The following is a 22075-nucleotide window of genomic DNA, read 5'->3' as shown; positions in this document are numbered from 1 at the left end:
GTTATTGTTAATTTAAATATTTTCATTGACAAAATCAGTATTAATTAATATCTTATACTTATTAACTCGTGAGTCGCGAGTTCTCTACTGAAATTTCTAAAGCACGCAACTTATAATTATAAAAATTTAATCCAGATAATCTTCTGAAGAAAATTATTATATTCTTGCATGCTATTCAATATTATAGCGTGATTAATGCTTTGACAAGGTCCTCTTTAGGACCTTGTTGTATTTGGTTTTAAAATAAAATAATTTCATATAATACAATGAATTAGTTGTAAATAATCTCTTTTTTTAGTATAATTAGTAAACTAATAATATGTAATTATGGAGTACTATATGCTAATAAAACCAGGAAAATTATCAATTATATTAGAGCTAAAGGAAATGATTAATTTATTTAGACCTGCTTTCTCAAGAGAGAAATCATTTGATAACTTTTCAAGAATTATGCTTGGATTCATCCTTAGAGACGACATTGTAGGTGTTAGTGATTTTGTAAGAAGTGGATTTGATACTGATGAAAATCCTACAGCTATTTATCACAGGCTTGATCGATTCTTTCGCTCTTCTAGTTTTGAATTAGATAAACTAAGAGAAATCTGGTGTTCTTATCTTGCAAATGATTGTGATGATGTAATAGAAATTGATGATAGAAGAGTTCTTATCGGAGATGGTGTTAAGCAAGGTAAGAGTGGTCGAAAGATGGCTGGAGTTAAAAGATATTCTCAAAGTTCTGAATCTATGGCAAAGCCCAATATGATATGGGGACATCTCTTTGGGGCTATTGGGCTTTTAACAGGGGCTTCTTCGGGAAAGATGTTTTGTACTCCAATTAATTCTGATATTGAAGATGGCATTCATACTATAAAAATGTGGGATAATAAAGATTATAAAAAGAAATCTCATGTTGTACAAATGATAGAGCAAGGGATAAATGTTTTAAAAACAACTAACCATAATTATTTTTATGCTCTAGATAGATATTTCCTTTCTAGAGATGTAATAAATATGATTGATGAAATAAATGATGTGAGTAAAAGAGATGATAAATCAAAGAACACTATAGAAATAATAACTAAGTTAAGACGTAATGGGATTGGTTATGAAGAACCTCTTAAAGTAGAAGGTCCAAGGACGAGAGGAAGGCCAAGACTTAAAGGAGCTTCAATAAAACTATATGATTTATTTAAATCAGAAAAGAATAACTTCAAAGAAGAAGAAATATTTATATATGGGAAAAATCAAAAAGTTAGATATTTTATAAAAGATTGTTTATGGGGATTAGGTTGTTATCGTAAGATGAGATTTGTTCTTGTTGAAATGAATGGACATAAATCAATTTTAGCATCAACAGATCTTACAGTTGATGCTAAAACAGTTATACAAGTCTATAGCTCTAGATGGAAGTGTGAAGAAGGTTTTCTTAGAGCAAAACATGTAATTGGAAGTTTTAATTATCGCTTTTGGACTAAAGCAATGCCAAAACTAAATCACTTTAGAAAGGCAAAAGATGAAGATCCTGTAGACTTAATAGATTGTCCATTAAAAAGAAAAAAAATAATAGCTGCTTATAGAGCAACTGAAGTATATACATTTCTGGGACAAGTAGCTCAAGGTATGTTACAGCTTTTATCAATAAAAGCAAGAAAGCTTAATTTAAAAACTACTAAGTGGTTACGAACTTATAGAAGTGAAACAAATAGTGAACAAACCATGGCTTATGATATTAAAGAGATAATAAAAATGGGTTTCTATACCAGTAAAGATATTGGAAACCCATTAAAAATACTAAATAAAATCTCGTGAGACTTTTTTTAGCCATTTAATACATCTGGAATTGATTACCACTTTTCATTGACAGCGAAAAAATAATTCAAAACCTTCAATTTAAGGATATATTGCCCTTTCAAAACGCACAGGGTCAAGTATGTTGTATCCTAAAAAAAAGAAAAATCTTAAAATTCAAGAAAAATAGCTTAAAATTTTAATGAAATGATGAATCTAATCAACTTTTTATCAAATATTTGGAAAATTATAAATTTCGTGTATAATAAATCAAGATTTACTCTAAGTCACGGAGAATTCGTGACTCATGAGTTATTAAGAATAATTATTAATTAAGGAGATTAACATGAATTTATATGATTACACAGTAAAAGACATGAATGGCAATGATGTATCATTATCAAAATATAAAGGTAAAGTTGTTTTAGTTATTAATACAGCTACTGAATGTGGTTTTACTCCACAATATGCCCCATTAGAAAGCTTATATAAAAAATACAAAGATAAAGGATTAGAAATTTTAGACTTTCCTTGTAACCAATTTGGAGAACAAGCCCCAGGCTCAGCTGAAGAAATTCATGAATTTTGCTCTGGCAGATTCGGAATTACTTTCCCACAATTTGCTAAAATAGACGTAAATGGTGATTTAGCAATTCCATTGTATAAAGATTTAGTTAAAAACACAAAATTTGAAGGCTTTGATAAAGAACACGAAATTACTCCAATTTTAGAAGATTTACTTCCTAAATTCGATAAAGATTATGCTAAAAAAAGTTCAATTAAATGGAACTTTACTAAATTCTTATTCGATAAAGAAGGTAATTTAATTAAGAGATTTGAGCCAACTCGTAGTCTAGAAAAATTAGAAGAAGAAATAGTTAATTTATTATAATTCTCCTTAAATTATGATTATGTTGTGATTGAATAATAAATATCTGTAGTTTTTATACTGCAGATATTTTTTTATTTGATTATTTTTATTATAATATGTTAGAGTACACAAAATAATATGAGGAGTAAAAAATGGATAAGAAACAATATGTTTGCCCAAAATGTGGATGTACACATTATCAAAGTGATGTATTTCAAGCAACTGGCGGGAATTTTGCTAAAATTTTTGATGTTCAAAACAAAAAGTTTGTAACAATTAGTTGTGATAATTGTGGCTACACTGAGCTATATAAGAAAAATAGTTCTAGCGGTATGAATGTATTAGATTTCTTATTAAATTAGAAAAAATATGATAGGATTTTTAATTAAAAAAGCTTTTTTTGATGCATGGGATAATTTGATTGGGCTAGTAGTATCAAATTTAGGATTTCTTTTTGTATTGCTAGTATTTAGTTTAGGCATGCAATATGGTGGCACTTCTTCTTTACTTGCAATCTTAGTCCTTTTGGCTTCTGTAGTTCTATTTTCATTCCACAGTGTCGGAATTGCAAATATTACTCTCAATTATAGTGATTATAAAAGGGTTGGTTTTGCAGGTTACAAAGAAGGAATAAAACTTTTTACAACCCATGCTATCTTTTTGTCATTTATTAACGTGCTACTGATAATCTTAGCAACTATTGTAATGCCATTTTATTTAAATCTAGGTAATTATATTGGATTATTTTTAGGGGTAATTACTTTTTGGATTTTAATGACTGTTTTATTAGCACTCCAATATTATTTACCTTTGATGAGCAGATTTACTGGAGATAAACCTATGAAAACATTTAAAAAGTGTTTTATTATGGCAATTGGAAATCTCGGTACTACTATATTTTTAGCCGTTTATAACATAATTCAAATTGTATTAACTGTTGTTACAGCAGGTTTATTATTTAGCTATACAGGTATTACTTTAGCTAATCAAGTGGCTTTCAAATTGTTATTGCTAAAATTAGATTGGCTAGAAAAACATCCTGAAGAAAATATAAAACATGTTAACTGGGAAGACATTCTCTATGAAGAGAGAGAAAATGTCGGTCATAGATCTATAAAAAATATGATTTTCCCTTGGAAAGATTAAAAAATGTCTAAAGAAATTGAACTAAAAGCTCATGTTGACAATTGGCAAAGCCTATTAGAAAAAATTAGGAAGTCACCATTTGTCAAAAATGAGCTATATGAAGAAAAAGAAGATATTTACTTTTTCAATCCATTGATTGAACAAACATTTAGAGTAAGAAAAGAAACTCTTAAAGATTCAACTAACTTTATTTCAAAACAAACTGTATATACAGTTAAAGAAAAAATAATGAATGAGGGGATTGAAAATAATAGAGAAATTGAAGTTAACCTTTCTTATGAGAACTTTGATTCTTCTATTACTTTTTTTGAAAGTTTAGGTTTTAAACAAACAATGTTAAAAAATAAAAAAGGATATTCGTTTGATTTTGTATTTTTTGAATATCCTCTACATATTGAACTTTTAAAAGTTAATGAGCTAGGTTGGTTTTTTGAAATAGAATTTGTAGTTGAAGAAGATGTGAAAACAGTTGATCAGTTGATTAAAAATTTATATAAAACTTTAGATATCTTTGAAATTCCACATTCAGCCATTGAAAAACGTTACTATTCACAAATGCTTTGTGAATAACAATTAAGCCATTGTTAATTTTTTTTAATTGCAATGGCTTTTTACATTTTATACTATAATAATGAAAAGATACCCATTATAAATAAACTTAATCCTAATATAGTAAAAATTGAATTTGTTTTAGCCTCTTTACCTTCCATAAAGATATAAATAAAAGAAGATATAAAGAGCAAAATACTACTAGATAGTATTACCAAATCAGTTGAACTTACTAACATAAAAAAAGGAAGAAGAGAAGTTAATATCATTTCAATTTTAAAAGAACCTTTAGTACCAATGCCCATACACAATAGGGCCAAGGAACATACTATAAATGATAAAAAAACTACCAATGTAATATTGTTAATTTTATAAATTATTGAAACTAATGTATTCATATTAAGTAACAATACTATTTTGATACCTTCAGAAATTCTAAATAAAGGATTTCTTACTAAACTATCAACATGAAAAAGATGATAAACAGCTCTTAGTATAAAAAAAGTTATTGAAAATACAAAAAGGGTAACTATAAATAAATTAACTACAGGTAGTTGAGTACTTACTTTTAAATAATTTCCAATATATAGCGATAAGAAAATAATTGAGATAATTGCACTAATAATATCCACAACAGCATTAAATGTAGTTGCAGGTTTATATTTAGTCGATTTTTTATTGTATTTATTAACATCATAGTTAAATTTAAATCCAGTACCATTTAATAAGGTACATGAAAAATCTAATTTTTTTACTTTATCTCCATGTTGAGAAATTTCTACAACTCTATTTTTAAAATCTTCAAACAAAGTGTTTAATTCATCTTTTTCCATTTTTAGCTCCAAAACTTATTAGTTTTTAAATCATCAACTAAAAAAGAAATTTTACTCCTTAGCTTTTCTAAAATTAATTTTTCAGCCAATTTAGGATTATCTTTTGCAATTTCTTCTTCTTCTCTAAACATTATAGCAGACCCAATATTCGCATAATAATTTTTGTTCACTACTGTAACTTTTCTTTTTGCAGCTGAACTATGCTTGTCTCTAACTCTTCTCTTAGGTGCAATTAGCCCAATGGGTATTATTGGTACTGGATATGCTAAATATATCCTAGCAATTCCTGCTCTAAAGATATCTAACTCTTCTAAAGTATTTAATCTTCCTTCTGGGAAAATATAAACATTATCACCTTCTTTAAGATATTTTACAGCATTATTTATTACGTTTTTTTTATCTTCTTTTGTTAAAGCAGGTATTTGTTCACTCCAATACAAAAAGTTTTTTACATATTTAATTGAAAAGGCAGGCCCAATAACCATGTGCAAAGGCTCTTTTGAAAGGGTTGTAACAAAATGCACATCGGATGAAGAAAAATGGTTAGAACAAAAAATCTTTGGACCAGGGGGAAATTCTTCTTCTTTCCATACACAAAAGTCGTAGTTAAAGTTTAAAATTAATTTAACAAATGACTTATAAATATTGTGTAATATTTTAGCTCTCTTTTTCACAATCTCTATTATTTAATTTTAACATCTAAAGGTCAAGTAAATTTATAACTTTAAAAATTAAAATAAAAAAACAAGAAAAATACCCATTATGTTAATTTTTGTGTAGTATGATTAAAATAATAAAAAAACAGTAAAAAAAAATTAAAAATTTATTTTTTTGCTTTCATATAAAATATTATTCATTTTGGGTTGAATATCGAAAAATTTATCATTAATATTGAGCTATTCCATAAATAAATATTTAAAATATTTTTTTTTATATTTGACATTATCACTGATAATGATATTATATAAAAATCCACTATTTAAATTTAAAGAGGAGATTAGTAATGAAAAAATTTGCTACTTTACTATTTGCTATGTTAGCATTAGGTTCATTTGTTTTTGCAAATGGACAAACTGAAAAAGCTTCAACTACAGAAACAACATTAAGAGTTGGTATGGTAACTGATGCTGGAACAATTGACGATAAATCTTTTAACCAAGGAACTTGGGAAGGTATTGTAAGAGCTGGTGAAGATTTTGGTTTTACTCCAAAATATATTAAGCCTGCTGGAACAACAGAAGCAGATTATATGGCTGGTGTACAAGATTTAGCTGACAGTGGTTACAATATGATTATCACTCCTGGTTATAAATTTGAAACAACTATTTACAAAGCTCAAGATCAATATCCTGATGTAAAATTCGTATTACTAGACGGTGTTCCACAACCTGGTGATTATAGCGAAGTTGTAATTAGAGATAATACAGTTGCTATTTCATGGGCTGAACAAGAATCAGGTTTCGTAGCTGCTGTAGCTGCTGCTTTAAAAATGCCTAACAGCAAATTCGGTTTTGTTGGTGGTATGGAAATCCCTGCTGTACAAAAATTCAACTGGGGTTGGCAACAAGGTATTAAATATGCTAATGAAAACCTAGGAACTAATGTTTCTATAGCTCAAGAAGACTGTTTATATTCAGGTTCTTTCAGCGATGTAGCTTTAGGTCAACAAATGGCTGCTACAATGTTTGATAGAGGTGTTGATGTAATATTTGCAGCAGCTGGTGGAGTTGGTGTAGGTGTTATTAACGAAGGTAAATCTCAAAGAACTTCTGGTAAAGATAAATGGGTTGTTGGTGTAGATGTTGACCAATATGCTGAAGGTTTAATGCCTAATGGTGAATCATGTATCTTAACTAGTGCTATGAAATATTTAGACAGAGCTTCTTATGATATGATTGAAGCAGAATTAGATGGCACCTTCCCTGGTGGAACTTCAATTGTTCTTACAGCTAAAGAAGATGGTATTGGTATCCCAACTGATAATCCAAATCTTAGTGCTGAAATCCAAGCAAAATGCGATGAAGTTATGGATATGATGAAATCCGGCGAAATTGTTGTTGTTGCTGAACAGCTTGATGGTTTATGGAAATAATATTTTAATTTCAAGTATATAAGGCCGCCTAGATTGGTGGCCTTATTACGCTAATTCTGTAACCGAATTAACATATTAGGAGAAATAATAAATGGATTATTCAATTGAAATGCTTCACATTCGCAAAGAATTTCCAGGAATAGTTGCAAATGATGATATTACTTTGCAAGTTAAAAAAGGAGAAATTCATGCTATCCTAGGTGAGAATGGTGCTGGGAAATCCACATTGATGAGCATTCTTTTTGGTTTGTATAATGCTGATAAAGGTGAGATAAAAATCAATGGAAAAAAAGTTAGAATTAAGGACCCAAATGATGCAACTGCATATAAAATAGGGATGGTTCATCAACATTTTAAATTAATTGAAAATTATACTGTAACCGAAAACATAATTCTTGGAAAAGAAGGTAGCTTTGTACTGAACAAGAAGGATGCTTCTCAAAAGATAAAACAACTTTCGGATAAATATGGCTTAAATATTGATCCTGACAGTGTTATCGAAGATATAACTGTAGGTATGCAACAAAGAGTTGAAATTCTAAAAATGCTTTACGTTGATGCTGACATTCTTATCTTTGATGAACCCACTGCTGTTCTAACACCTCAAGAAATCGATGATTTATTAAATATAATGCGAGGTCTTAAAAAAGAGGGTAAATCCATTATATTAATTACTCATAAGCTAGATGAAATTAAAGCTGTTGCTGACAGATGTACTATAATTCGTCGTGGTAAATTGATTGATGTTGTAGATGTTGCCTCTACATCTCAATCTGAAATGGCTTCATTGATGGTTGGCCGACCAGTTAATTTTAAAGTTGAAAAAGCTGAAGCCAAACCAACAGAACCTATCTTAGAAATTAAAAACTTAAATGTTTTAAATTCTAAAAAAGTATTAGGGGTACAAGATTTTTCATTAACGGTAAGAGCTGGTGAAATAGTAGGGCTTGCCGGAGTTGATGGCAATGGTCAATCCGAATTAATAGAAGCTGTTACAGGTTTAAAAAAAATTGAAAGCGGTAAAGTGATTGTATGTGGCAAAGACATAACTCATCTTCCTATCAAAGATAGAAATGAAGCTGGTATTGGACATGTACCTGAAGATAGACAAAAAAGAGGATTGATTTTACAATATAATCTTAAAGATAATTTTGTTATAAAAAATTATTATCATGAACCTTTTAGCAAAAATGGTATACTACAACAACCTGTTATGGAAAAATATGGACAGAAAATAATCGATACTTTCGATGTTAGATCAGGTAAAGGATTATATTCTCCTGCAGGAACTCTTTCTGGTGGAAATCAACAAAAAGCTATAGTGGGTAGAGAAATAATCGGAAATCCCAAATTATTAATCGTTGTTCAACCCACTAGAGGCTTAGATGTTGGGGCAATTGAATTTATTCATAAACAAATAGTAGCACATCGTGATGCAGGTAATGCAGTATTGTTAATCTCATTTGAATTAGATGAAATTTTTAATTTATCCGATAGAATTGCTGTTATCAGTCATGGAAAATTAATGGATGTTGTTAAAACAACTGAAACCGATGAAAGAGCTGTTGGCCTTATGATGGCTGGTGTTTCCTCGAAAGGAGATAATTAATAAATGAGTGCTAAAAAAACTAAAGAATTAAAAAGTAATAATTTTATTATAGCTATTAGTGCTGTTATATTAGGCTTAATAGCTGGTTCTATTTTAATATTGATAATTGGTGAGAATCCTTTTGCCTCCTTTAAATATCTAGTTAGGGGAGCATTAATGAGTGTAAGAAGAACTGGTACAACTCTTTCAATTACAACAACTTTAATGCTAGTTGGTTTATCAATTGCCTTTGCTTTCAAGACTGGTTTATTTAACATTGGAGCTTCAGGACAGATTCTAGCTGGAGGACTTGCTGCAACTACTGTAGCATTTGCTGTTGATATTCCTCATGTTCCTATGATGTTTTTGATTTTAATTGTTGGCTTTCTAGCTGGAGCAATCTGGGGTCTTATTCCTGGTTTATTAAAAGCTTTCTTTAACGTTCATGAAGTTGTATCTACAATTATGATGAACTGGATTGCTTATTGGGTTGTTTACTATTTTGTTCCTGCATTCTTGAAAGGCCCAACTCTAGAAACTGAAAGTGCTGCATTGCCTTTTGAAAAAACTTTAAGGGCAACTTGGCTAACAGAACTATTTGATGGATCAACCTATATTAATGTTGGTTTATTTGCTGCTATTTTAGCAGTTATAGTAATTAAGTTTATTATGGATAAAACTACTTTAGGCTTCGAATTAAAAGCTGTTGGTTATAATAGATTCGGTGCTGAATATGCTGGTATCAAAGTTAATAAATCTGTTGTTCTCTCAATGATGATTGCAGGTGGACTTGCAGGTTTAGCAGGTGTTACATATTACTGTGGATATTCTGGTAAAATCCAAATTGGAGTCCTCCCAAACCAAGGCTTTGATGGTATCGCAGTTGCTCTTTTAGGGGCAAGTTCTCCTATTGGAGTTGTTTTCTCATCTTTCTTCTTTGGAATATTACAAGCAGGAAAGGGATTTATGAGTGGAAATACTTATGTACCACCAGAATTAGCAGATACAATTATTGCTGTTATTATTTACTTCACAGCTACTAGTGTTATGTTTAAGAAATTCTGGGATAAGAGATTTAAAATAATTAATGAAAAACGACAATTAAAAATTAAGAGTTCGACTTCAAAAGAGGGGGATAAATAATATGTGGGATACAATTACTCAAATTTCGCCTTATGCTGTAGCATATACAATTCCTCTACTAATGGGAGCTTTAAGTGGTCTAGTTAGTGAAAGAAGTGGTGTTGTTAATCTTTGTGTTGAAGGATATATGCTTGTAGGATATTTCTTTAGTGCATTTGCGATATCAATTTTACAACCTATAATTGGTAATTATGCCTTAATTGTTGGTTTGATAATAGCTATGATTGGTGGAGCTTTATTCTCCCTATTACATGGCTTTGCTTCAATTTCTTTAAAAGCTGACCAAGTTATTAGTGGAACAGCTATAAATTTGATTGCAACTTCTTTAACTGTATATGTAGCTAGAACTATAACTGGATCTGGAAACATTTCGATTATGTTAGGAATTGTTAGAGCAGATGTTCCTGTTTTACACAATATCCCTATTTTAGGAAAACTTATATTTTCTAATACTTATTGGTCAACATGGCTTTGTATTGGTATTTGGTTATTCTTCTGGTGGTTATTATATAAAACACGTTTTGGGTTAAGACTAAGAGCTTGTGGAGAACATCCTTCTGCAGTTGCATCAGCTGGTATTAATGTTCATAAAATGAGATATATTGCTGTTATGCTCTCTGGAGCACTTGGAGCTTTAGCAGGTGGTGTCATGATTGTTACATATAGTGGTGAATTTAATGGATCAGTTGCTGGTTTAGGATTCTTAGCTGTAGCAGCTATGATTTTTGGACAATGGAAACCTTTAGGTATATTAGGGGCTACATTCTTCTTTGGAATTGCTACAACTATAGGAAATGTCTCTCAACTATTTTCTTCTCTTTCTAGTTTCCCACCAGTTATATTTAAAGTATTCCCATATGCTGTAACTTTGATTGCATTAGTACTCTTTAGTAAGAGTAGTGCTGCACCTAAAGCAGATGGTGAACCATTCTAAAAACTATTGTTAATAAATACATTTTAGTTTATTATATTAGGGACTTTTTTAAGTCCCTTTTTATTTATGGAGAAATATTATGCAATTTAGAGCTTCACACATATTAGTTAAAGATAAAGCTTTAGCACAAAGAATTGCTAAAGAAGCAAAACAAGGCGTATCTTTTCAGCAGTTAGCTAGAAAATATTCCACCTGTCCTTCAAAAAGCAAAGGTGGTGATTTAGGTTGGTTTGGTCCAGGTCAAATGGTACCGGCTTTTGAAAATGCTGTTAAAAAATTACCACATAATAGAATTAGTGATCCTGTTAGAACACAATTTGGCTATCACATCATCAAAAAAACAGGCGTAAGAGATTAAAGGAAAATATAATGAATGAAATAGTTATATACACCGATGGTGGGTGTAAAGGAAATCCTGGCGTCGGTGCTTGGGCTTTTGTCATGTACAGTGGAGAAAAATTAATTACTGAACAGAGTGCAGGAGTCAAATTTACAACTAATAACAAAATGGAGTTAACAGCTGTAATAGTAGCCTTAAGAACATGTTTGACAGTAAAGGTTGATAATATAATAGTTAATACCGACAGTCAATATGTAAAAAACGGAATTACAAGTTGGGTCCATAATTGGAAAAAAAATGGTTGGAAAACAGCTAATAAAAAACCTGTTAAAAATAAAGAACTTTGGATAGAATTAGATAATTTAAATTCTAAGTTAAATGTTACTTATAAATGGGTAAAAGGTCATGCGGGTATAGATCTAAATGAAAGATGTGATACTCTAGTAAATATGGAAATGGATAAGTTAAAATAATTTTATGAAAGAAGAAAAGACAAAACTAATATCATTATTTATATCTTTTGCATCAATAGGTGCTATAACTTTTGGTGGCGGTTACGCTATGTTACCTTTTTTAGAAAGGGAAATTTGTGAAAAACGCAAATGGATTGATAGTGAAGAACTATTAGATTTTTATGCATTAGGACAATGCACTCCAGGCATTATTGCAATTAACATAGCAACTTATATTGGCTACGATAAAAGAAAACTTTCAGGAGCAATAGTTTCATCTTTGGCTATGATTTTTCCATCTCTTGTAATCATTACAATTATCAGTGCGCTATTTCTAAATTTTCAAGACAACGAATATGTTATTAGCGCAGTAGCTGGGATTAAAGTTGTTGTATGTGCTTTAATAGCTAACTCAATTTATAAATTGGTTAAAAAAAGTATAGTTGATAAAATAACTTTTAGTCTATTCATTATTGCTTTAGTTTTATTATTTGTTTTTAAGATTAATATCTTTTTATTAATTATTATTTCTATAATACTCGGCTTGATAATTAACAAAATAAAAAGGAGAATTTCCAATGCTAGTTAATTTGGTAAATCTCTTTATAGAATTTTTTAAAATAGGTTTATTTACAATAGGTGGTGGGCTTGCTACAATTCCTTTCTTAAATGAATTAACAATCACTCATCCAGATTGGATTACCCAAACCGATGTATCAAACATGATAGCAATCAGTCAATCAACACCAGGGCCTCTTGGTGTAAATATGGCAACATTTACTGGTTTTAAAGTAGCCGGACTTATAGGAGCAATTGTCTCTACCATAGCTCTTTCTATGCCTGCTGTCATAATTATTATCATCATATCTAAATATTTTCATGATTTTAATAAAAAATGGTATGTAAAAGATGCTATGTATGGCCTTAGAAGTATAGTTTTAGCTCTTATAATATTTGCTGTTTCTAAAATTTTTATTTTATCATTATTTAATACCGATTATTCTTTAAAATATATAGAAGCTATAATTTTTTTAATTGTTTTAATAATATATAGAAAAATAAAATTGCACCCACTTATTTTTATAATAGCAGGTGCACTTGTTGGTATTTTACTAAAATTACCATCCTAATTCTTTTTTTGTTTTTCTAAATTTTCTCTTGCAATTGAGAGCATTAATTTAATCCGATTTTCCTGATTAACTTTTGTAGCTGATGGGTCATAATCTATTGGTACAATATTTGTATCTTTTGCTCTTTCACTTATGCTTCTTATCATGCCTTTTCCAGCTATATGATTAGGTAAACATCCAAAAGGTTGAGCACATATGATATTTTTGTAACCCAATTCACTTAACTCAAGCATTTCGCTTGTTAATAGCCAACCTTCGCCCATTTTAACTCCATGATCAATAATGCCATCACATAAGTTTTTCATATGAGCAAAACCTTTAGGCAAAACAAATTTATCAGTTACTTTTTGAACATTTTTATAAGTCATTGATTCAAATTTTTCTACAATATTAAGACCAATTTTTCTAATAATTAAATTGTAAGTTCTTTTAATGCCACCATAATATTTCTTATCATATTTGGAATTTTCCATCCCATATAAAAAAAAGCCTAAAAGGGATGGTACCATAACTTCACAACCTTGTTCTTCTAAGAAGTCTTGGAGGTGATTATTGCCAAGAGGTGCAAATTTAATAAAAATTTCACCAACAATCCCAACCTTTATTTTAGTTTCTCCAGTTAACTCAATATTGGCAAAGTCTTTTGCGATTTTAATTAAGTTGTTTTTCATAGCAAAACCAATATAGCCACTATTATTAGAAAATTTATGTGAAAGAATTTTTATCCATTTCTCGACAATTTCATCTGTTTCACCTTTATTTACCTCATAAGGTCTTGTCTGATTACTTAAAAGTGATAATAAATCACCGTAAACAATTCCAGCAAAACCTTGTAATATGATCCTTGGGGTTAGTTTAAAACCTGGATTTTTTTCTAGACCAAAAGAGAGGGATATGACTGGAATATATTCCATTTTTGCTCTCTGCAAGGCTTTTCGTAACAAATATATATAGTTACTAGCTCTACATCCACCACCTGTTTGAGTTATAACTAGAGCTATTTTATGTTTATCATATTTACCACTGTTAATTGCATCTAGCATTTGGCCAATTACTAATTGAGCTGGATAACACATATCATTGTGAACATATTTCAAACCTTCTTGGATAACAGAAGGTCCTTCATTTGTTAAAAGTTCTGCTTTATATCCATTATTTGTAAAAACTTCTTTTATAATTTCAAAATGAATAGGTAACATTTGAGGGAGTAAAAGAGTATATTCTTTTTTCATTTTTTTAGTAAAAACGACTCTTTCAGTATTATCTTTCACCTTGATCCTCCTTCAACGCGGCTAATAAACTTCTAATTCTGATTCTAACTGAACCTAAATTTGCAATCTCATCAATCTTTAATTGAGTATAAATTTTATTTTTTCTCTTTAAAATCTCTTTAACCTCATCACTTGTAACCGCATCTAGACCACAGCCGAAAGATACTAATTGAATTAAATTCATGTCTTTTGTATCCCCAACAAAATGAGCTGCAAGATACATTCTATTGTGATATGTCCATTGATTTAAAACATTGAATGATTTCTTCTCAATAAAAGAAGCTATAGAATCTTCACTAATAATAGCACAACCAAGTTGCAAGATTAAGTCATCAATTCCATGATTAACCTCAGGATCTATATGATAAGGCCTACCACAGAGAACTATAATTGGCATATTTTTTTCTCGAGCTAATTCAACAATTTCTCTGCCTTTTTTTATTACGTTATTTTTATAATCTTCTTGAGCTTGATAAGCAAGATTTGTAGCTTTTGATATTTCAATATTACTGAATTTACCCAGTTTGCTTAAAATCTCCTTTAAACGTTTTTTAAAGATCCTTTTGTTAGCAACCGAAATATAATCATTTATATAATTTATATGGTTTTCTTCAAGTTGTGGAGTATTTTTTGAAATAACCTCTCCGTAATAGGCGACAATAGGACAGTTATAATTATTATCAGCTTTTTTCTCATCTATGTTAAATGATGAATTAGGAATAAATATATTTTCTATCCCCATTTCTATTAATTCAATGACATGACCGTGAACTAATTTAGCTGGATAACAAATAGTATCACTTGGAACTTGGCTTTGCCCTTTTAAATAAGTATCTCTTTTGGAGAAAGGAGTTAAATAAACTTCATAACCCAATTCTGTAAATAAAGTATAATAAAAAGGAGCCAATTCTATCAATGATAAGGCTAGGGGGAGTCCCATTCTTCCTCTATTACCTTTTTTAATTGGCTTTAGATTTTCAATATAATTTTTTTTATATTTAAAAATATTTAAAATTTCTGTATCTTCTATAAAATTATGTGGGTTAGTAAATCTCTCACATTTATTACCACTAATTAAGATTCTGTTCCCTTCAAATTTATTTACAGTTAATTGACAATGGTTTGTACATCCCTTACAAATTCGTGAAGTTGTTGTATGGGAGAAATTAGCTAATTGTTCAAGGTTTAAAAGAGTTGTTTCACTATGATCTTTTTTATCTTCTTGCTTAGCAAACAAAGCACACCCAAAAGCTCCCATAAGACCTGCTTGAGCACAACGGGTTACTTGTAAATTTAATTCCATTTCAAAAGATCTTAAAACAGCATCATTTAAGAAAGTACCACCTTGTACAACGATATGTTTTCCAAGACCTGTATTTGTTCTAATTACTTTATATAAAGCATTTTTGACTACAGAAATAGCTAATCCAGCAAAAATATCTTCGATTTTAGCCCCATCTTTTTGTGCTTGTTTTACACTAGAATTCATGAATACTGTACATCTAGAACCTAAGTCAACTGGATGTTTAGACTTTAAAGCAAGGGTAGAAGCTTCTTCTGTAGAGTACCCTAAGGCTTGGAAAAAAGTTTGTAAAAATGAGCCACAACCTGACGAGCAAGCTTCATTTAAGAAGATGTCATCAATAACACCATCAACTATTTTAAAACATTTAATATCTTGTCCACCAATATCTATTATAAAATCAGTGTCTTTATCAAAATATTTAGCTGCTTTATAATGTGCCATTGTTTCAACTAGAGAGTATTCCAAATTAAAGGCTTTTTTTATTAATAGTTCTCCATAACCTGTTGAACAACCTTTTTTTATTGTAATATTAGGATATTGAGTTATAAAACTATTTAGAAATTCTCTAACAGCTTCAACTGGATTACCTTTATTAGACTGATATCTAGTATGTAATAAATTATTATCTTCATCTATAATGCACATTTTTATAGTAGTAGACCCTGAATCTATTCCTAAGTAGGCATTACCTGTATAAGTCTCAGGATCTCTAGTTTTTAAACTTGCTTTATTATGACGTTTTCTAAATTCACTTAATTCTTCATCATTATTAAATAAAGCTGGAAGACTATTATAAGATCCGACAATATTAGAAGTTTTTAATAAGGTAATAATCTTATTTATATCAAACTCTTCATTTGCTCCTAAAGCAGTTCCTAAAGCAACATAATATAGAGAGTTTTCTGGACAAAGACCTTTTGTCTTAAGGGTTTTATCAAAACAATCCCTTAACACACTCATAAAAGTTAAAGGCCCCCCAAGATAAACAACATTTCCTCTAATTGGTCGTCCCTGTGCTAAACCTGAAATTGTTTGATTAACCACAGCTTGGAAAATGGACAGTACAATGTCGCTTTTATTTGCACCTTGATTTATTAAAGGCTGAATATCACCTTTAGCAAAAACACCACATCTTGAAGCGATAGGGTAAGTAACTTTTGCTCTTTTAGCTATCTCATTTAAGCTTTCAGTCTCTAAATCTAAAAGCGTAGCCATTTGATCAATAAAACTTCCAGTACCCCCTGCACAAGTACCATTCATTCTAACTTCAAGATTTCCATCTAGAAATAGAATTTTAGCATCTTCTCCACCTAATTCTATAACGACATCAGTTCCTTTATTGTATTCAAGTACACATGTTCTTGTCGCATATACTTCTTGAATAAAAGGGACATTTAAGCGAGAAGCCATGCCCATACCAGCAGATCCGGTCAACGATATTTTTATTTTATTAGTATCTATTAAGTTTTTTATTGTTTCCAATAATGTTAAAGCCGTTTCTTGAATTTTAGAAAAATGTCTTTTATATGTCTTAAAAATGATATTATTTTCTTCATCCGTTAGAACGCATTTTATGGTAGTTGAACCAATATCTAATCCTAATTTCATAAAATTTCCTTATAAGTCATAATTACAAATAGTTCTTTTTTATTAAATGCAATATATAATGACAAAATATACTAAAAATGTCAGATTAATTATAGCTTTTTACAAAAAAAAATACAAATTATCAACAATTTTCAAAAAATAATGATATATTCTAGTATGAAGAAAATTATTTTACAATTTTTTTTACTTCTTTTTATCACTGTTTCACTTTACAGTGGAGTTTTTGATAATAACAAACAGTTGAATATTTTAAAGAGCGAACATTTTGATATAATTTTTGACAATTCCTCAATTAGTGAAGGGTATCTTATATATGAAAATTGTGAATCGTTGCATCAAAATATTTCTAATTTTTTTGATATTGAGAGAAATCAAAGGATTAATGTTGTAATAACTAGTGATATTCAAAATTTTGGTGGGTATTTTTCAATTTACCCATCTCCTCATATTATAATAAATAATGCTTATCCAATAGATAACAATTTTAATTATTTTTCATCAGATTTTATTTTAAATGTTTTTGCCCATGAATTAACTCATGCTTTAACAATGATGGGAGAAAATAATTTCTTTAGAAATACTTTTTCTCAAAGCTTAGCTTATTCACTTTTGAACTTTACATCGTTTACAGCTGAAGGATTAGCCGTCTTAAGTGAAAGTAGAAATGGGGAAGGACGTCTTAACTCTCCTATATATAAAGCTAAAATTTTACAAGCTAAAATCGAAAACAAATTCCCCTCCTATTTTGATGTTCAGGGCAACAGAGATATATATCCATATAATTTAGACTATATTTATGGATCTTTTTTCAATAAATACTTATTAGAAACTTATGGAATTGAAGCATATAGATCATATATTAATGAATTAGAAAATTTCCAACTATTTTTTATTTCTCCAAACTACGCTTTTAAAAAAGTGTATAATAAATCAATTTTTACCGTTTATGAAGATTTTAAAAATTCATTTAAGTCAGTTGATGTTAAAAATATAAACTATGAAACATTAGATTATAATCCAACCAAAATAATTAAAGCAGAAGATAGTGTTTATGTTTTAGAAACTATTTCTGATAGAATAATCGATGTAAATACTAACACAACTATATCGAAGTTTAACAATAGCACATATTACATCTCTTATAATGATAATAAACTTGCTTTAAGTAAATATACATATAACCCAAACTTAAAAACTGAAACTGTTTTGATTGAAAAGAATAAAAAAACTTATTATCAACTTGATAATTTTAAAATTGCCATACCTTTTAATGTTTATATAGTAGGGCTCTTAAATGAAGGGATTAAACAATATATAGCTTATTATAAAAATGATAAAATTATAAAAAAAATTCCTCTAAACAAAGATGAATATGTTCAAAAAGTAGATGTATTAAATGATAAAATTATTTATTTATCTCATAACAACTCAAAAGACACTATTAATATTATCTTAAATGATAAGATTATAAAATCTTATATAATAGAAGAAGGTATGAATATTATAGATTTTTCTCTTTCAGACAATAAAATTATACTAAGCACCATTTCTGATAATCAATTACCTAGAATATCTTATATAGATTTAGAAAAAGAAGAACTTTTTATTAACACTTTTGATACGAATGGAGGTATTTATTCCCCAATTTTGTTAAATAATGAAGTATATTATATTGCACAATTATTTGATGAAAACGAACTGAGAAAATCAAATTTTAATTCATTTAATTTTAAGAGAGGTAAATTAGAAATAAAATATACCACTATAAAACCATATGAAGAAAAAGAATTCAATTTAGATCAACTAAAAAAATATAATAAATTTAAATATTTAACAAAGGGCTCTTTGTTTCCTTTCATTTTTCCAAATGGAGAAGGTTTTTCTACAGTTCTTTATTACTTAAGTGTCGACCCCGCAGAATATATATATCTTAATCTATATTTATCTTCTGAACTATATGACACTTTTGATACGGAGATTACCTTAAATCTATCTTCTACTACAGGTAGCATAAATCAGTCTCTAACAATTGATGGCTTTTCTTCTGTTAGTGAATTGAGTGATAATACAGATGTAGATATAAATTATAATTACTCTAGGTATTATTATTTAAACAACAATAATTTTACGAAAATTAAATTTGATACCAATTCAAATTTATCTACTTTAATTTCCCTAGATATTGAAGCTGGTATAGGATTTTACACAAGCGTTGGTCCAACTGAATTAAATGTATTTTCATATTATTTTTTCTTAAGAAATAAAAATAATTTGTATTTTGAAAATTTTGAACTAAGCAATTCAAATGTAATTGGAGCAAAAATAAACACACCTTATTTACTCCCATTTATTAATAGTGAAAACATTACAATTAACTTACCATTTTCTGCTAAAGTAGAATTTGATTTAGACAAATATCAAGTATATTACGATTTTTCATTATTATTATTTAATATTGATATTCAAAAAGCATTTAAGAAATATCCCATCTTTATACATAATATTCAATCATATATCAAATATATCAACAATTATAATAAAAAGGAAATATCAGCTTATTTGATATTTCCTTCATCCTTGGCCCAAACTATGATTTTAAATGGAAAACTTGTACCTGGTCTAAAATATGAATATAATTTAGAAGAGAATAATTCATCAATACACTTTGGGCTATTTGCACAATATTAATCTTTAACAGATTCTTTTCCTGTTGAATAGAAATCAAAGGTTTGAGTTTCTTCTACAGCTTTTACTAACAATTCATCAATTTTCATCTCTTCATAATGTTGAGTTTCAATTTCAACATCAGGTCGAGTTAATGGATGTTTAGGACTAAAAATAACACAACAATCTTCATATGGTAAAATAGAGGTCTCATATGTTTCGATATCTGTTGCTATCTTCATTATCTCTTCTTTATTCATACCAACTAAAGGTCTAATAATAAGCATATCTGTTGTACTGTCTGTGAAAGCCATTGAATCGAGAGTTTGACTTGCAACTTGGGATAAGGCTTCTCCAGTAACTAAACAAGTACCATTATTTTTTTTAGCAATCATAGTAGCAACTTTCATCATACAAGCTCTAAACATTAAAGTTGTTTCATCAACGTTACAATGAGATTTAATCCAAAGTTGTTGTTCAGTAAAGGGAACAACATGTAATCTTGTACCTTGAAGATATGGTGCAATTTTAGATGCTAACATTTTTACTTTTTCTAGAGCCATATCTGAAGTATAAGGATAAGCATGAAAATAAATACATTCCAATTTCAAACCTCGTGAAGCCATTTTATAACCCGCTACTGGACTATCAATTCCACCTGAGAGTAAAAGCATCCCTTTACCGGCAGTTGAAACAGGTAGACCATTAGGCCCTTTTTTCTCACTTGTATATATATAAACTTGATTTCTAACTTCTATATGTAATATATTATCAGCATTTTTCAAATTTACAGTTAACTGCGGATATTCTTCGTGAATTACCTCAGCTAATTGGCAAGATAAATCATAAGAGCTCAATTCGAAACTTTTATCACTTCTTTTAGCTTCAACTTTAAAAGTACCTGTTTCACTAAAGGGATATTCTCTAATCAATTCTCTAGTTGTATTTTTTATAACTTCAATATCTTTTTTACATTTTACACATTTAGCATAACCAACAACTCCAAAAGTAGTAGAGAAGGCTAATTCACACTGTTCATCACTGCATTTAGAATCAATTTCAAAATACAAACGACCTTTTTGTTTTGTAACCATATTATGATATGGTCTTAATTTTATTTTTATATTATTCTTTAATTTCTTTTCAAAAAAGGATCTATTTAACCCTTTTAATGAAATTTCACCTAATCTAACTAAATATAATTTTGTATCCACAACGTCCTACCTTATTAGCGTATCATATAGAGAGTTAATTTTTTTAACAAGCGAAATTGCATCGTTTAAACTAGTATTTTTATCAAAAGAAATTCTAATACTAGATTTTGCAACACTAGGTTTCACATTCATAGCAAGTAAAACATTTTCACCCTTATTTTTTACGTTATTACTACAAGCAGATCCTGATGAAACTATAAAGCCTTCATCATCAAGCATTCTAGTAAAAACTTCAGAAGGGAAAGGTTCTACACTAAAATTAATTATGAAAGGTGAGTAATTAGAAGATGGAGAAATAAGAGGTGGTCTTAAGTTCTTTCTAACATAATCGTTAATCTCAATTACAGAGTCACAACTTTTATTTAAACTTTCTTCTAAGGCTACAGTCATAGCTACAATTGCGGCTAAGTTTTCTGTTCCTGCTCTAAGACCTTTTTCCTGACCACCCCCTTTTGAAAGAGGCTGTATATTACTGTTTTTAGAATATAAAAAACCGATACCTCTTGGACCATGGAATTTATGTGCTGAAAAAGAGGCACTATCTACATTTAATGTAGTTAAGTCAAAATCAATCTTGGTAAGAGCTTGAACTGCATCGCTGTGAAAATATATTTTTCTACCAATTTCTCTCTCTTTTTCCCTTACAATTTTAACCAAGCTTTCAATATCATTTATAGAACCAACGACATTATTAACTGTTTGAATAACAACCATTCTAGTTCTACTAGAGAGATGCTTTTGTAAAGTTTTTGGGGAAACAAAACCATTAGGAGCGTTTATAGTAATTACTTTGAAACCTTTTTCTAGTAAAATTCTTTCAAAATTAATAACACTTGAGTGCTCAGTTTTGCTAATGATAATTTCACCTGGATTTTTATTCCATAAAAGAGAAGATAAAATTATACTATTTGATTCTGTCCCACCAGAGGTAAAATATATAGTATTAGGTGAAACATTTAAAAATGTAGCAATTTTATTTCTACATTCTTCTAATTTATTTTTAGCTATGGCCCCTAAGGAATGATTTGCTGAGGGGTTAGCAAAATAGGTTAAAGCTGTATCATTATAAGCTTCTAAAGCTTTATTAGATATTATTGTTGTTGCGGCGTTATCAAAATATTTGGACATGATTTATATATTTTACCA

General features: G+C 29.1%; 20 protein-coding genes. 14 read left to right on the top strand and 6 right to left on the bottom strand.

Annotated features, from left to right (window positions below; translation table 11 throughout):
- Window positions 1-339: 339 nt before the first annotated feature.
- The 5 genes from ACZ5SO_RS04480 to ACZ5SO_RS04460 all read left to right on the top strand — a co-directional run bounded on the left by ACZ5SO_RS04480 (window position 340) and on the right by ACZ5SO_RS04460 (window position 4375).
- Window positions 340-1809 carry a hypothetical protein gene (locus ACZ5SO_RS04480; RefSeq protein ID WP_464626327.1) on the top strand — a complete coding sequence of 490 codons (1470 nt, stop codon included), beginning with the start codon at window positions 340-342 and terminating at the stop codon, window positions 1807-1809.
- Between the two features lie 325 nt (window positions 1810-2134).
- The gene (locus ACZ5SO_RS04475) at window positions 2135-2680 is read left to right on the top strand and encodes a glutathione peroxidase (RefSeq protein WP_464627094.1); all 546 of its coding nucleotides are present in this window, start codon (window positions 2135-2137) and stop codon (window positions 2678-2680) included.
- Between the two features lie 131 nt (window positions 2681-2811).
- Window positions 2812-3021: a zinc ribbon domain-containing protein gene (locus ACZ5SO_RS04470; RefSeq protein WP_464627092.1), complete on the top strand. Its 210-nt coding sequence runs from the start codon at window positions 2812-2814 to the stop codon at window positions 3019-3021.
- Window positions 3022-3028: 7 nt separating this feature from the next.
- On the top strand, window positions 3029-3805 hold the full coding sequence (locus ACZ5SO_RS04465; protein WP_464627091.1) for a hypothetical protein: 777 nt from the start codon (window positions 3029-3031) through the stop codon (window positions 3803-3805).
- Between the two features lie 3 nt (window positions 3806-3808).
- Complete coding sequence (locus tag ACZ5SO_RS04460) at window positions 3809-4375, top strand: CYTH domain-containing protein (protein WP_464627089.1); 567 nt, start codon at window positions 3809-3811, stop codon at window positions 4373-4375.
- 53 nt (window positions 4376-4428) lie between these two features.
- On the opposite strand, the gene ACZ5SO_RS04455 is transcribed toward ACZ5SO_RS04460, so the two are convergent.
- Complete coding sequence (locus tag ACZ5SO_RS04455) at window positions 4429-5187, bottom strand: hypothetical protein (RefSeq protein ID WP_464627088.1); 759 nt, start codon at window positions 5185-5187, stop codon at window positions 4429-4431.
- A 2-nt stretch (window positions 5188-5189) separates the two neighbouring features.
- On the bottom strand, window positions 5190-5861 hold the full coding sequence (locus ACZ5SO_RS04450; protein ID WP_464627087.1) for a lysophospholipid acyltransferase family protein: 672 nt from the start codon (window positions 5859-5861) through the stop codon (window positions 5190-5192).
- 329 nt (window positions 5862-6190) lie between these two features.
- Here ACZ5SO_RS04450 and ACZ5SO_RS04445 point away from each other — a divergent pair, with 329 nt between their 5' ends.
- The 8 genes from ACZ5SO_RS04445 (at window position 6191) to ACZ5SO_RS04410 (ending at window position 12866) form a co-directional block, all read left to right on the top strand.
- Window positions 6191-7279, top strand: coding sequence for a BMP family lipoprotein (locus ACZ5SO_RS04445; protein ID WP_464627085.1), 1089 nt, complete (start codon window positions 6191-6193; stop codon window positions 7277-7279).
- 91 nt (window positions 7280-7370) lie between these two features.
- On the top strand, window positions 7371-8888 hold the full coding sequence (locus tag ACZ5SO_RS04440; RefSeq protein ID WP_464627084.1) for an ABC transporter ATP-binding protein: 1518 nt from the start codon (window positions 7371-7373) through the stop codon (window positions 8886-8888).
- A 3-nt stretch (window positions 8889-8891) separates the two neighbouring features.
- Window positions 8892-10010, top strand: coding sequence for an ABC transporter permease (locus ACZ5SO_RS04435; RefSeq protein WP_464627083.1), 1119 nt, complete (start codon window positions 8892-8894; stop codon window positions 10008-10010).
- Window position 10011: 1 nt separating this feature from the next.
- Window positions 10012-10944, top strand: coding sequence for an ABC transporter permease (locus ACZ5SO_RS04430; protein ID WP_464627081.1), 933 nt, complete (start codon window positions 10012-10014; stop codon window positions 10942-10944).
- A gap of 79 nt (window positions 10945-11023) precedes the next feature.
- Window positions 11024-11302, top strand: a complete 279-nt coding sequence (locus ACZ5SO_RS04425; RefSeq protein WP_464627079.1) for a peptidylprolyl isomerase — start codon at window positions 11024-11026, stop codon at window positions 11300-11302.
- 11 nt (window positions 11303-11313) lie between these two features.
- Window positions 11314-11757, top strand: a complete 444-nt coding sequence (gene rnhA / locus ACZ5SO_RS04420) for a ribonuclease HI (protein ID WP_464627078.1) — start codon at window positions 11314-11316, stop codon at window positions 11755-11757.
- A gap of 4 nt (window positions 11758-11761) precedes the next feature.
- Complete coding sequence (locus ACZ5SO_RS04415; RefSeq protein WP_464627076.1) at window positions 11762-12325, top strand: chromate transporter; 564 nt, start codon at window positions 11762-11764, stop codon at window positions 12323-12325.
- The gene (locus ACZ5SO_RS04410) at window positions 12315-12866 is read left to right on the top strand and encodes a chromate transporter (protein ID WP_464627075.1); all 552 of its coding nucleotides are present in this window, start codon (window positions 12315-12317) and stop codon (window positions 12864-12866) included. The genes ACZ5SO_RS04415 and ACZ5SO_RS04410 overlap by 11 nt, the downstream gene beginning before the upstream one ends.
- Here ACZ5SO_RS04410 and ACZ5SO_RS04405 read toward each other — a convergent pair.
- Window positions 12863-14137, bottom strand: coding sequence for a 2-hydroxyglutaryl-CoA dehydratase (locus ACZ5SO_RS04405; protein WP_464627073.1), 1275 nt, complete (start codon window positions 14135-14137; stop codon window positions 12863-12865). The genes ACZ5SO_RS04410 and ACZ5SO_RS04405 overlap by 4 nt on opposite strands.
- Window positions 14127-17051 carry an acyl-CoA dehydratase activase gene (locus ACZ5SO_RS04400; RefSeq protein WP_464627072.1) on the bottom strand — a complete coding sequence of 975 codons (2925 nt, stop codon included), beginning with the start codon at window positions 17049-17051 and terminating at the stop codon, window positions 14127-14129. The genes ACZ5SO_RS04405 and ACZ5SO_RS04400 overlap by 11 nt, the downstream gene beginning before the upstream one ends.
- 156 nt (window positions 17052-17207) lie before the next feature.
- Here ACZ5SO_RS04400 and ACZ5SO_RS04395 point away from each other — a divergent pair, with 156 nt between their 5' ends.
- Window positions 17208-19739: a hypothetical protein gene (locus tag ACZ5SO_RS04395; protein WP_464627070.1), complete on the top strand. Its 2532-nt coding sequence runs from the start codon at window positions 17208-17210 to the stop codon at window positions 19737-19739.
- Here ACZ5SO_RS04395 and thiI read toward each other — a convergent pair.
- Window positions 19736-20929 (bottom strand): tRNA uracil 4-sulfurtransferase ThiI, encoded by a 1194-nt coding sequence (gene thiI / locus ACZ5SO_RS04390; RefSeq protein ID WP_464627069.1) that lies wholly within the window; start codon window positions 20927-20929, stop codon window positions 19736-19738. The two genes, ACZ5SO_RS04395 and thiI, sit on opposite strands and share 4 nt — an antisense overlap.
- A 6-nt stretch (window positions 20930-20935) precedes the next feature.
- Window positions 20936-22057: a cysteine desulfurase family protein gene (locus ACZ5SO_RS04385; RefSeq protein ID WP_464627067.1), complete on the bottom strand. Its 1122-nt coding sequence runs from the start codon at window positions 22055-22057 to the stop codon at window positions 20936-20938.
- Between the last annotated feature and the right edge of the window lie 18 nt (window positions 22058-22075).

It is taken from the genome of Pleomorphochaeta naphthae, from assembly GCF_055396005.1.
Note: the sequence above shows the minus strand (reverse complement) of the source record. Positions and strands in the feature narration are given on the sequence as shown.